Source organism: Coleofasciculus sp. E2-BRE-01, assembly GCF_040221695.1.
In the GTDB taxonomy this organism is placed as follows: domain Bacteria; phylum Cyanobacteriota; class Cyanobacteriia; order Cyanobacteriales; family Coleofasciculaceae; genus Coleofasciculus.
Window position 1 is genome coordinate 24,989 of record NZ_JAVKEA010000101.1, and the last position, 12,457, is coordinate 37,445.

Annotated in this window: 14 protein-coding genes and 1 pseudogene; 3 read left to right on the plus strand and 12 right to left on the minus strand. The window is 43.8% G+C overall.

Annotated elements, in window-relative coordinates; all coding sequences use genetic code 11:
- Window positions 1-22: 22 nt before the first annotated feature.
- The 7 genes and pseudogenes from RIG66_RS12510 to RIG66_RS12540 all read right to left on the minus strand — a co-directional run bounded on the left by RIG66_RS12510 (window position 23) and on the right by RIG66_RS12540 (window position 4,623).
- Window positions 23-358 carry a type II toxin-antitoxin system PemK/MazF family toxin gene (locus RIG66_RS12510; protein WP_446378467.1) on the minus strand — a complete coding sequence of 112 codons (336 nt, stop codon included), beginning with the start codon at window positions 356-358 and terminating at the stop codon, window positions 23-25.
- A complete protein-coding gene (locus RIG66_RS12515) occupies window positions 351-665 on the minus strand; it encodes a hypothetical protein (RefSeq protein WP_446378469.1) in 315 nt (104 codons plus the stop codon). Before RIG66_RS12515 ends, RIG66_RS12510 begins: the two co-directional genes overlap by 8 nt.
- A 160-nt stretch (window positions 666-825) precedes the next feature.
- Window positions 826-1,143 (minus strand): annotated as a pseudogene (locus RIG66_RS12520) (DUF5615 family PIN-like protein).
- A 35-nt stretch (window positions 1,144-1,178) separates the two neighbouring features.
- Complete coding sequence (locus tag RIG66_RS12525; protein WP_446378471.1) at window positions 1,179-1,412, minus strand: DUF433 domain-containing protein; 234 nt, start codon at window positions 1,410-1,412, stop codon at window positions 1,179-1,181.
- Between the two features lie 397 nt (window positions 1,413-1,809).
- Window positions 1,810-2,412, minus strand: coding sequence for a superoxide dismutase family protein (locus RIG66_RS12530; protein ID WP_446378472.1), 603 nt, complete (start codon window positions 2,410-2,412; stop codon window positions 1,810-1,812).
- A gap of 77 nt (window positions 2,413-2,489) precedes the next feature.
- Entirely contained in the window at window positions 2,490-3,461 is a 972-nt protein-coding gene (locus RIG66_RS12535) for a hypothetical protein (RefSeq protein WP_446378473.1), read from the minus strand.
- Between the two features lie 64 nt (window positions 3,462-3,525).
- The gene (locus tag RIG66_RS12540; protein WP_446378475.1) at window positions 3,526-4,623 is read right to left on the minus strand and encodes an RRXRR domain-containing protein; all 1,098 of its coding nucleotides are present in this window, start codon (window positions 4,621-4,623) and stop codon (window positions 3,526-3,528) included.
- A gap of 357 nt (window positions 4,624-4,980) precedes the next feature.
- On the opposite strand from RIG66_RS12540, the gene uvrB reads away from it, so the two are divergent.
- The 3 genes from uvrB to RIG66_RS12555 all read left to right on the plus strand — a co-directional run bounded on the left by uvrB (window position 4,981) and on the right by RIG66_RS12555 (window position 7,903).
- Window positions 4,981-6,978 carry an excinuclease ABC subunit UvrB gene (gene uvrB / locus RIG66_RS12545; protein ID WP_446378477.1) on the plus strand — a complete coding sequence of 666 codons (1,998 nt, stop codon included), beginning with the start codon at window positions 4,981-4,983 and terminating at the stop codon, window positions 6,976-6,978.
- A gap of 11 nt (window positions 6,979-6,989) precedes the next feature.
- A complete protein-coding gene (locus RIG66_RS12550; RefSeq protein ID WP_446378479.1) occupies window positions 6,990-7,199 on the plus strand; it encodes a hypothetical protein in 210 nt (69 codons plus the stop codon).
- 248 nt (window positions 7,200-7,447) lie between these two features.
- Window positions 7,448-7,903, plus strand: a complete 456-nt coding sequence (locus RIG66_RS12555; RefSeq protein WP_446378481.1) for a pentapeptide repeat-containing protein — start codon at window positions 7,448-7,450, stop codon at window positions 7,901-7,903.
- Between the two features lie 196 nt (window positions 7,904-8,099).
- On the opposite strand, the gene RIG66_RS12560 is transcribed toward RIG66_RS12555, so the two are convergent.
- The 5 genes from RIG66_RS12560 to RIG66_RS12580 form a co-directional block, all read right to left on the minus strand.
- On the minus strand, window positions 8,100-8,957 hold the full coding sequence (locus tag RIG66_RS12560) for a class I SAM-dependent methyltransferase (RefSeq protein WP_446378483.1): 858 nt from the start codon (window positions 8,955-8,957) through the stop codon (window positions 8,100-8,102).
- Between the two features lie 50 nt (window positions 8,958-9,007).
- Complete coding sequence (gene panD / locus RIG66_RS12565) at window positions 9,008-9,355, minus strand: aspartate 1-decarboxylase (RefSeq protein ID WP_446373334.1); 348 nt, start codon at window positions 9,353-9,355, stop codon at window positions 9,008-9,010.
- 222 nt (window positions 9,356-9,577) lie between these two features.
- Complete coding sequence (locus RIG66_RS12570; RefSeq protein WP_044205846.1) at window positions 9,578-9,940, minus strand: response regulator; 363 nt, start codon at window positions 9,938-9,940, stop codon at window positions 9,578-9,580.
- Window positions 9,941-10,390: 450 nt separating this feature from the next.
- Window positions 10,391-10,945, minus strand: coding sequence for a hypothetical protein (locus RIG66_RS12575; RefSeq protein WP_446378486.1), 555 nt, complete (start codon window positions 10,943-10,945; stop codon window positions 10,391-10,393).
- Window positions 10,946-11,099: 154 nt separating this feature from the next.
- Entirely contained in the window at window positions 11,100-12,089 is a 990-nt protein-coding gene (locus RIG66_RS12580) for a hypothetical protein (RefSeq protein WP_446378488.1), read from the minus strand.
- Between the last annotated feature and the right edge of the window lie 368 nt (window positions 12,090-12,457).

Below are 12,457 nucleotides of genomic sequence, written 5' to 3' on the forward strand. Positions count from 1 at the left end.
TATTGTCTGATATATAGTCAATTCAAATAATTAAACCAGCTAGTAATTCTCGAAGGACTTGGGGGAAAACTTTTTCCAAACACTGCACAAACCTCTCGGTTGTTACACTACGGACTTGTAGAACATTTCCGGCTGAATTAACATTAAGTCCATTTTCTGCGTTTCTAACGATAGGAACCATAAAAGGACGACTTGCAAATTTTTGCTGCCATTTTGCTATGGGAACAATAATTCTCATAGGAATAGCACCCAAAATGTCAGCGCTGATGACTACTGCTGGTCGTGTTTTCTGTATTTCTTGACCTCTAGTTGGATTAAGTTGCACTAACCAAACCTCACCTCTTTTAGGATTAGTCATACTCGCTCTCCCAATCTTCCCCATCTAGAACGGAAAACTCTGTTAAATCTGGATCAGTTAAAAAATCATTGGCTGTAGCGGGAATGAAGGAAGCTAGAATTTGATGGCGTTCTGCAATGGGTAGTTTGGCGATTTCACTCAGAGATGAGTGTTCTTGTTGGAGTTTAATCGATGAACTAGAATCGGGTGTTTGCTTTCCCAATTTTTGCCCAATAAATTCTACAAAATCGAGGACTTCTTGCTGCTTCTCAATGGGTAATATACGCAAGCGATTTAAGACTGCTTGTTCAATATCTGTGGTTTTCATTAGTGAGTTGCCTATCTACTTTCTCTGGGTTCATCAGGGTTCAGTTATCATTATACTGATTATAATTAAAAGTCAAGGGTTTTCGATGACAGTTCGATCGCTATTTTTATGACCACCAACTAGAAGGCTCTGCCTACGTTTTGCTACCCAACTTACATGGCTATTGATGAACAATTATGACATCGCGACTAATTTCTATAAAACTATGTTGATTAAACAATGTAAATAGCTGTGGTATATGATTCAAAAATAAAGCCTCAAGTTCGTTGTTTTTAATGTTACCTGTGGTGATTAGCAATAGTTTGTAAGGTTCTTGGCGCAGCATAAACGAATCACAAAAATCTCTATCTTTGGTAACAACAATCCGATTCTGTTGGATTGATATGGCGTTTATCTCAGTATCAGTTGTAGCATTTTGCTGAGGTAAATCTTTTGTGTGAATTGTATCCTAACCAGCAGATTGTAGAAAACTTGCCAGACGTACTGGTAACTAGGCATCGACTAAAAATTTCATCAAGCTATGTGGTAAATGCTTTTCACCTGAGTCAATCGCGTGGCAAATTGCAAAGCAGCTAAAATATCATCCTGTTCCAAATCATCGTAGTCGGCTAAAATCTCATCGATACTCATACCAGCACTGAGCAATTCCAGGATGAATTCAACCGGGTAACGTAGTCCTCGTATGCAAGGTTTACCGTGGCAAATATTTGGATCAAGCGTGATTCGCGCTAAAAAGGTGGTTTCCATATGTATAGAGGTTTAGTCCCAGCAATAATTGCTCTCAAGCTTTCTTCTGTGATGATTGAACGACTAATACCAAGTTGCAGTCTAAGGTATAATTTGTCATGCTGAGCAAAACGCCGTGAAACGGAGTGATGCTCACGCATCTGTCCATATTCTTCGCTTCGCTCAGAATGACATGATAGAACGCAGCTTGGTATAAGAGTTTATCATGGTTTATGGATAATTATAGCTGCAATCTGCGATCGCGTCTTTTCAAATTTAAATCCCCGACTTCTTAAAGAAATTGGGGATCTCACCTTCATGAATCATTTCAAACAGCTATAGCAAGGCTTTGAGGACAAGCCATTGGATTTGAAAGCAAACCAACCAACCCATAACCCAGTTGAATTTTATCCAACTCCTATGAATCAGTTACCTCAATAATTCCACAGCCAACTCGTCCGCCAGCATTACCTGTCGGCTGACCAAAATCATCAGGCTTTTCATGAAGAATTACCGCCCGATTCCCAATCGCATATTCCCCTTCAGTAAACGTGAGTCGCTCAACCGTCATACTTTTTGTACCAGTACCATCTTCAGCAATCGTAATATTGCCTAAATCTCCCGCATGAGCATTTTCAAACCCATCTTCGGTAATTAATCCATGTTTCACATCATCTGGATTAAAATGACCGCCAGCCGCATTCCCTTGATCCGCACAACTACCCGATTCATGGATGTGGAAAGCATGTTCTCCTGGTGGAGCATTTGTCATCGTCACTTCAATCAACATACCGTCCGCCGTTGTCGTAAACTCAGCCTCTCCCAAAACTTCTGAGGGATCGGTTGTGCTGTTAATTACGCCTGTGGCGGTGCTAGCTTGTTGTTCCGTGACTTCTTCTTGGGGTTCGGTCACAGGTTCCTCAGTCACATTGTTCGCTTGCTGACAGCCGTACACGAACATCAGCAGCGTCGAAAAAAACGCGATCGCGATAATTCTCAGGGGTCTATTAATCAAGGTCATCTTCAGTTAAATGGTAATGCACTACAACTTGAATCAAACACATCAAATTCAAGCTATTATTAATCATCAGCTATTTCCTAAAAAATGTCAATTTCCATAGACTCCACCTGAGTCACCCCGGCTGGCGGATAAAAGGTAAAAGTATCAGCAGAAACAATAGGAAATGGCACACGGCGAATAATGTCTTCGGTCATCTTGATATCTATTCCGTCCGCTTTTCCACTAATTTGAAGCTGATCAACTGCGGCTGTATTCGGTTCCACCAGAAATGTAAACGTAAATCCAGCTTTGCGATCCTTATAATTATAGGCATAGTAGTCTTGTCCTTCTAAATTTAGAATATTACCCTGCAATGGCATATCATCTTCCGCCTTAAAAACCGATTCAAGCTGATCAATCACTCCCTCTGCCGTCACTACACCGTCAGCAAAGGCTTGCCGAAAAGGAGCAGACATTTCTAGAAATAACATCGAAGAAAAGCCAATAAAAAAGCTATCATTCGACTGGTTAAAACGTTCATAATCCATAACTGTGTATTGCTTTAATCCGGGGTTATAAATCCATACCTGATCACCATCAGAAACCAGAATATAAGTCGGTTGGGCAAATTCGCCTGACTCAGGTGTAGAAATCTCGGTGCGAAACTGCTGAGGAGATTGGGCAATTGTTTTAACCAACACCGAAAATTGACCTGTAAAACCTTGTGCCTCAAAACTGAATTGCATTTCGGATTCAGTTTGATAGCGTTCGGCTTGAATAAAATTGGCAACCGTTTTGGCTAAAAGACTGACATCAAGTTCATCCGTCAAGGGACGGCTCATTCCCGGTGTCGGATTCGACTGGGTAAGTTGATTGGGTGATTCTGAGAGAGGGACTTGAATATCCCTAGATGTAGACCTGACCCGAACCCCCGGTTCTCCATCTTGTCCCGCCTGAGCAGTAGCTATACTAAATAATGTCCCGTTGTCGCAGATAGAGGGAATGATACCCCAGGCGTTCACCGTGGCAGTTATGCCGAAAATTGTAATGGCTTTTTGCAGTCGGTTCATCAAAAAATGAGTGAGTGGAAACCCCAACCTCGCCTAAGCCGGTTGGGGAGGAAACGAGGACTAACTAACAGCGAGTTGCTCCAACAAATGCTGTTTCCTGTTTACAAATTAGTCCGGTTGAGCGTTGGAGCAACTCAACCTTATTTTTAGAGAACTGGGCTATTCTTTTCCAGTCAAAATTGGAAATTGATACTTTAGACTTAGTATCACCGCTAACCCAACCTCTATAAATGCTCCCTTTCCGTTCAGCCTCAACATAATCACCTTTTCGGAAGTTATGTCGAGTTATTGTTCCTCCGTATTTGCGTCTCACCCCGCCTTGAGCAGGAAGCATCAGATGAAGTTGACGGCGACTTACAGGAGGACGCTTAATCACTAAAAAAGGAGCGTTAGTAATTTCTACTCTTCCCTCGTGCCAACCTCTATCACCTTTAATCTGACGATAAGTTAAAAATTGGTGGGAAGCAAGGGCTACACCGTCAACGGCATGAGTGGCAGGACTCGGGTTTGACTTTTGTTGATCTTTCTCCAGTCCCAGAAATTCTCTCCTTGACCAGGTTTCCCATCCGTATTTAGTCGTGACTGGTGCAATTTGAGGCAACCATTTTTCAGTCATAACTTTCTGACCAACCATAACCGGAGAAAATCCCTTGTCGCCTCTGGCTTTAACGATTTCGTACACGATAGAACAGATCGGGAACAATTGGGATAGTTCCTTAACCACTCTGTATTCAAGTTGTCGGTTAGCTTTGATACTTGGAGGCAGTTTATGTCCTCGCCTATTATCAAAGCGTTTTTGACGATGAGCGCGTTGGTTAAAAGGAAGTTTACGATTAATTCGCCTTCCTCTTCTTCCTCGACGCATCATTGCTCGTTGTTCCATCCGGTCTTTGACCTTTTGGAAAGGAAGCTCTAAGTGCGCCGTGAACAAAGTAGCTTGGCCCGACTGAACACCAATTCCTGAGTAATGCTTCCCTGGATCGATCCCTACCGCTACGGGTTGAGTTTCCTCCCCAGAGTTCACCGTTAACTGTACAGCGAATTGCTGTAGGTCGTTTTTGTGGATAACCACTTTACCTTCTTTAAGCCATCGTCTAGCACGACTTGGCTTTGTTGGCATTAGCGGTTTTCCCTTCTTACTGATAACCGGAACACGATACATGGAGATAATCCTCTCGTGTGAAAGTTTTAAGCCTCCTGGCGCACCTAACTTAAGATGTCCTGTCTAACAGCGACAGACCAACCTGTCTTGGAGAGGTTTAAACTGGAGGAGCATTTAAACGTCCGTTCCCGAGTTAGGCTCGATGCGCTATTCAACACTTGCGTTCCCCAAGTTGGTCTGGGCAATCCCTTTCCTCGCCGAAGGCGTCTGAGGGGTAGTTGAATGTAAAAGTTAATCGTTATTCCTTTTACCCTAAACCAAAGCAGGCACGATGAATGATGAATTTCCTGTTTCCTGACAAAGGACAAAGGACAAAGGACAAATGACAAAGGACAAATGACAAAGGACAAATGACCAATGATACCCTTTGATCTGCAAGCCCCCTTTGAAGCCAAGGGCGACCAACCCCAAGCCATTTCCCGCCTGACAACCTCTCTGCAAGCGGGTCACCGTTTCCAAACCCTCCTCGGTGCGACGGGAACGGGTAAAACCCATACCGTAGCCAGAGTGATTGAACAGATGGGCAAACCCACTCTGGTACTGGCGCACAATAAAACCTTAGCTGCCCAACTCTGTAACGAGTTGCGGGACTTCTTTCCCCAGAATGCGGTGGAGTATTTTGTCTCCTACTACGACTACTACCAACCGGAAGCCTATATTCCCGTCAGTGATACCTATATTGAGAAAAGCGCCGCCATTAACGATGAAATCGATATGCTGCGCCACTCCGCCACGCGATCGCTCTTTGAACGGCGAGATGTGATTGTGGTAGCCTCGATTAGCTGTATCTATGGTTTGGGTATCCCCTCCGAATACCTGAAAGCCGCGATTCCCCTGCGAGTGGGTACAGAATTAGACCAGCGTCAACTCCTGCGAGATTTAGCCTCCGTCCAATATTCCCGCAATGACATCGAAATGGGGCGGGGGCGGTTCCGCGTCAAGGGGGATGTCTTAGAAATTGGTCCGGCTTACGAAGACCGAATTATTCGCGTCGAATTCTTTGGTGATGAGATTGATGCTATTCGTTATGTTGACCCGGTAACTGGTGGAATTATCCAAAGTCTCAACGCCCTCAACATCTACCCCGCCCGCCACTTTGTTACCCCAGATGAACGATTAGAAGAAGCCTGTAACGCCATTGAAACAGAACTCCACGAACAAATCACCACATTACAACAGGCTGGCAAATTACTCGAAGCCCAACGATTAGACCAACGGACTCGCTATGATCTAGAACTCTTGCGCGAAGTCGGATATTGTAATGGTGTAGAAAACTATTCCCGTCACCTCGCTGGACGCATGGCAGGGGAACCCCCAGAATGTTTAATTGATTACTTCCCCGACGATTGGTTATTAGTCATAGATGAATCTCACGTCACCGTACCGCAAATTCGGGGGATGTACAATGGCGACCAAGCCCGGAAGCGGGTATTAATTGACCATGGCTTTCGTTTACCCAGTGCAGCAGATAATCGTCCCCTGAAAGCCGAAGAATTTTGGACAAAAGTCAACCAATGTATCTTTGTTTCCGCGACTCCTGGAGATTGGGAAATTGAACAGTCCCAAGACCAAGTAGTGGAACAAGTCATTCGTCCCACAGGGGTGGTTGACCCAGAAATCTTTGTCCGTCCCACCGAAGGTCAAGTGGATGATTTATTCGCGGAAATTCAGGAACGCGCATCCCAAAAAGAACGGGTACTGGTAACAACCTTAACTAAGCGAATGGCGGAAGATTTAACCGAATATTTACAGGAACGCGGCATTCGCGTGCGCTACTTACATTCGGAAATTAATTCAATTGAACGGATTGAAATTTTACAATCATTGCGGGAGGGGGCTTTTGATGTACTCATTGGTGTGAATTTGTTGCGCGAGGGCTTAGATTTACCGGAAGTGTCTCTAGTCGCTATTTTAGATGCCGATAAAGAAGGATTCCTGCGGGCTGCACGATCCTTGATTCAAACCATTGGTCGGGCGGCGCGTCATGTTCGGGGACAAGCCATTCTCTATGCGGATAATCTCACCGATAGCATGGCAAAAGCCATTGATGAAACAGAACGACGTCGGGGAATTCAATTGGCATATAACCGGATGCATGGAATTACTCCGCAACCGATTGTCAAGAAATCTAGTAATGCAATTTTGGCATTCTTAGATGTGTCGCGGCGGTTGAATCATCAACAGTTAATCAAGGTTTCTGAACAAGTAGAGGATTTACCCTTAGAACAGATTCCTGAAGTGATTAGTCAATTGGAAACCCAGATGAAAGAGGCGGCGAAGAATCTGGAATTTGAGCAAGCTGCCCAGTATCGCGATAAAATTAAGCATCTGCGGGATAAATTGGTGGGTCGGTAAGGGAAAGTGAGATGGTTAAGCACTATAATCCTCAAATTCATCATCGACGTTCAATTCGCCTAAAATCCTGTCTCCCCCATCATTTTGAAAACCTAGAAATTGATGCTGCTGTTATCATGCCCAATCATTTTTACGGCATCATCTGTACGGGTTTGGTTTCCAAATCCTTATCTAAATCCTTACGGTGGTGTGGGAATCCGGGGTTGGGAATCTGGGGTTGAGAAATCGGGATTGGGAAACTGGGATTGGAAATCCGGGATTGGGAATCCGGGGTTGGGAATCCGGGGTTGGGAATCGGTGATTGAGGGGTTTGGAGACCAAACCCCTACGTCAATTCAAAATGTTTCGATATAATCATCGTTTAAATGTATAACGCCCTATCGTAACGTAGAATTTAATAAACCACAGATGCCACTCAACCCACCCAGACCAAATTTTAAGTGGTAGAACCTTAAAAACCTTAGATGCTATGAAACCCCTAAACCTAATTATTCCACTATTACTTGTTAGTACGTCTGCCTGTATGAGCGCGACTGTCGAAGAAACCAGCGCCGAAATGCAGGCAAAGATAGCCAAAGCGAAAGATTGCGCTGGCTGTGACTTGAGTAAGATTGATCTCAATGGTGCAGACTTAAGCGGTGCTAATCTCAAGGAGGCTATATTAGATGGTGCGAATTTGAGTAATGCCAATTTAGCAGAAGCGGATTTGAGTGGTGCTTCTCTAGATGGCGCGAATTTGAATGGGACAAACTTCAATAGTGCCAACTTGAAAGGGGCTGATTTAAGTAATGCGTCGTTAATTAGCACAAACTTAGTTAACGCCAATTTACGCAAAGCCAAAATTAAGACCGCGAATGTTTATCTCACAAATTTTTGTGGAGCGACTATGCCCAATGGAAGTCGCTCTATGCAAGGGTGTAGTTAACCCAAATTAAGCGAATAGTTAGAGCTTGCTCTCAAAAACTGAAACTATTACAGTTTTATAGTAAATCCCGGTTAGCTACCCCTGTTATAACCTAGTCCGCGCAGGCGGCCTACCCTTCGGGAAGGCTTCGCCTATGTTTGTGTAGCAGCGATTTCAATCGCCGTGGCAAAAGGGGGTAATAAAGGCGGATTTGGTATTACTCGTGATTGACCTGGGCAATTTGCAATGCGGAAAGATAGGACGTTTTGATTCTTCCTGTACAGATCTTCTCTAAAACGTCTCTCAGACCGGAAAATAAGGACGCTTGTTGCAGCGACTCTAACTTTATGTAGGGTGATATTGTACTCAAAAGTGTCAAATACTCATCAATGCTATGAGTCGTATGACAAACTAACTGTTCTGACAAAAAATTCTGGAATAAACCTGAGTTGATAAAATCGTGTTCAATTTCTTTTAGATTGGCTTCATGGGTTTCTATCGATCCATATCGGGCAAATTCGGGAATAGATGGAGCTTGAGTTTGATAAACTTCATCTAATTGATGACAAATTTCATCATTGGGGTGCGGCGGTGTATTCCACAACATAATTATAGACCCATTGTCTTGCAAAGCCTCAGCCGATTTTTGCACCCTAATTTCGGGTGAAACCCAATGCATGGAAGTCGCGGCAAGAATAGCGTTGAATCGCCCAGGTTCTATCTGCCATTCTTCAAAGGTTGTATTGATAATCTCCACATTGGGATAGGCTGAACAGTTGCTTCTGGCGAGTTTGCACGCGGCTGGGCTTGGCTCAAGACAAACCATGGAGAAGCCTAATTCAGCAAATTCTATAGTGGCAATTCCTGGACCACATCCTATTTCTAGAATGGTAGCTTGAGCGGGAAGTTGAGCTAACTCAACAGCACGATGGATTAGGGTTTTAGGATAGCGTGGTCGAGCTTGATGATAGACATTGGCGACATCACTGTACCAGTGTTTTCGTTGTTCTAAGGTATAGGCGGCTGTGATTTCACTGCACCATACTTTGACTGATGCCGAATCTTTATCTGTCATAATACCCAATCTGTCATCATACCCATAATACCCAGGTGTGGTTAAAAAAACTACAATGGATTGTTGGATTCATCCACTTTGACAACTTTGGGATGATGTAGAAGTGCTTCTTCCGGTGTCATCTGAGCGTAAGCAATTACAATCACGTTGTCTCCAACAGCGTTCAGACGAGCCGCCGGACCATTTAAGCAGATGACACGACTTCCCCATTCCCCAGGAATGGTGTAGGTTTCCAGACGAGAGCCATTATTAACATTGACAACCTGTACTTTTTCGTAAGGCAAAATATTTGCCGCTTTTAGGAGTTCCTCATCAATAGTAATTGAGCCATCATAGTGCAGGCAGGCATCGGTTACTTTTACCCGATGCAACTTGCTTTTAAACATGGTAATCAGCATTTGAAAAAAATAACTCTAATTAAATTTTACAATATCTTTATATTTATCGACGTACCCGTTTACCTACTGATAAGTAAATAGATGAGTTGATTTTTTTTCAATTCCTGTTGCCTGTTGCCTGTGACACACCGAGCGAAGTCGAGGTGTTGCCGATTCCCTATTGCCTATTCCCTGTTCCCTAAAAATGGGATGCACCCATCGGAGTCTTACGCCAAACTAAAATTATGCCATTGCCAATTTAACCGCACGATTGAGTTGCTCTTGGGAAAAAGGCTTCGTCAAGTAAGCTTTAGCTCCCTGTTTCATGCCCCAAAGACGGTCAATTTCTTGATTTTTAGAGGAACAAATTATAATAGGAATGTTAGCTGTTGCCGGATGACCTTTAAGTTTTCGACACAACTCAAAACCACTCATTCCTGGCATGACAACATCTGTAATAATCACATCGGGTTTTTTGTTGGTTGCGTGAGTCACCGCCTCTTTGGGCTTAGACACTCGGATAACGGTGTGACCCCCTTCGCGCAGGTAGTTCTCGATCAGATCCATCTGACTGGCGTTGTCTTCAACTAGTAAAACTGTACTCATGTTGGCTGATTCCTATTCAGAAAAGTAGGGACAAGTGAAACCTTAGCCTCGTGATTAAAAGGTAGGATTACGTGATCTCGCGATCGCAGCATCAGTTTTCCACTCAGCCGTTTGGCTTGCGCCTCTGAATCGTTACCGACTAGAGTTGTAACCGGACAAGTGTAAAAATGCAACCTGAGATTAACACGCCTACTGTTTCCATAGCGCCTCGTCTGCTGCGTTTGGCTCGCTTAAAAATGAAGATGCATTCCCAAATGAAGAGGTAATGGTTTAGGCTTCAACTGACAATCATAGCATTGGATAATCTTTGAGTGGAAGGGTATTTACGAATCTATTACAAAACGTGATCGGATCGTCATTTGTCCTTTGTCCTTTGTCCTTCATCATTGATCAGGGGTTGAGGGGCGTTTACACAACTTAATATCGTTAAGTTTATTTAGACTCGCGGATTTAACTATCCTGCAAGAGTTCATCGATTAAAGATTGCAAGTCATCAATAGAGAGCGCCTCAGTTTCCTGGGCTGACTCTGTGTCCAGGTTAGCAGATGACTGGTGACGCGATCGCTGAATTAACCCTTTGAGGTGATCCTTGAGTTGCTCCCTCATTGACTCAGTTGTGGCAATAATGTGTGTTACCTGCTCGTCGGTTAAGCTAGAGGGTTCCTTCATCCCATCAATTAATTTTTTCAAGGCGTAAAACACTTGCATTAAAAATGCTTGCAACCTCTGGTCAACCTTGAGTGAACCCTGCTGTCGAATCAAATTAACACAATCCACCAAGCATAAACCTGCTTGATGAATCCCTTGGATATGAAGCTGACTAATTGGCAGCAGGTTAGCCCCTCCCACGATACCACAACGAGTCGCGTGGCAGAGTTCATTCACTTGGTCTGGGTCTTTGAGCGTCCTTCGCAGATGCAGCAAATACTGCTCAATGAGTCGCAGGTGTGCTTCGGCAGCCTCAAGGTAGTAGCCTTTGATTTGCTGTAGCTGTTCTGGCTGCATAAAGAATGTCCTTGCTAGATGCCGGATTGTTCGTCAGGTATAGCATTGTGGCTAGGAATAAAGTATTATCTGTCCCTATGATCAAAAAAATAATCTTACTCTAACTTTTCGAGCAGGTCAATCGCTAGTTTATGTTAAGAAATGGCGATTTAGCTTATGATAATTCACGGTGTTTGACATTGCTTTTCTTTGTTAATACAGTCTGCCAATTCATTATCGACGATACCCACCTCGGACTCCCCCCAGTTAGGATCAGTGAAACCAATCGCACCCCTAAATAGCGGAGTTTTTCCGGTTTTAGGTATGGCGTCAGGGACTTCCATCCTTCACGGCGAACTTTCCGCGCATAAAACAGAAGGCTGCGGAAAAAATCCTGAAATCGTCTTCCCCAATAGGCTTTCTGAATTCCGCCTGGATCAAGTCGTATATTATGGGGATTGTAATTATTTCGATTTAAGGGATTCAGTTTCGTCAGTCCTTCTGTTTGAGCAAACTGCTGGTATGTAATCCCCTGTTTTCGGGATTGGGGGTGAGTGTGGGGATAAATCCATTCCCATACTGCCCAATCCAGACCAGAAAACAAGAATTCTGGCACATCTTTAGTCACTTGACAATATTTTAAGCGAATCCCGATAGGAATTTCTGCCCAAGGTCCGTGCTGCCACACAAAGTCGGGATCAAAAAATGCTTTAAAGGCAAAATCTTTTTCATTTATCCTCAGACGAGCCACCCGACCAATCATTCCCGCTCCAGCCATTTCTACTTCAATTTTCATGGCTTGGGTAAAGAGGGGAGATGGACAATACTCTCCTTCTTTTTTGATCAGAATTATCCTTTTAGTTTTGTGTTTTAGCCGGAGTCTGACTCGTTTGAGGTAGAAGGTTGTGCGATCGCCTTCCTGAACCGTCCCCCCTACATATCCGGCTAAATGGTCGAGAAATCGTCTAATTTCCGGCACTCCAATTCCGTTGTTTAAATCAATGGACGCTGAATCAGGCGTATAGAAGTATAATCGTGTCTGACCCGATTGCTGACGCACTTGTTGACAGAGGCGATAGAACTGACGAGGGGGTAACAGTTCCTGCTGGGCTTGCCAAAGGATAGAGGTTAAGGGAGATGCATTCACGGGAGGGCGATCGCTCATATAAGCTAGGTTCGTAGTTGCGCTGTCTTCGCTATAAACGATTAAATCAGTGTTATTCAGGTTGATATACTATGATCATCGCTCAAAAATAGACAAGTTGGGAATTGGGATCGCTTGGCTTTTCGGTAAGTAGTCGGACTTTCATTACAGTTGACGGTTGACATGGGGAAGGAACAGGGAACAGTAAGGATTTGAGGCTTGTTAACATTTCTTAGTACCGCAGACAGAATATAGCGAATTGCGAAATTATGAGGAACAATAGCAGCAATGGGTAAACCAGTTACGGATATCTTTTGTGGTGATTGAATCTAACGATTCCTGGAGCGCTTTCACCAAATCAGGATACGTTCTTGGTTTGAGCTTTTTGA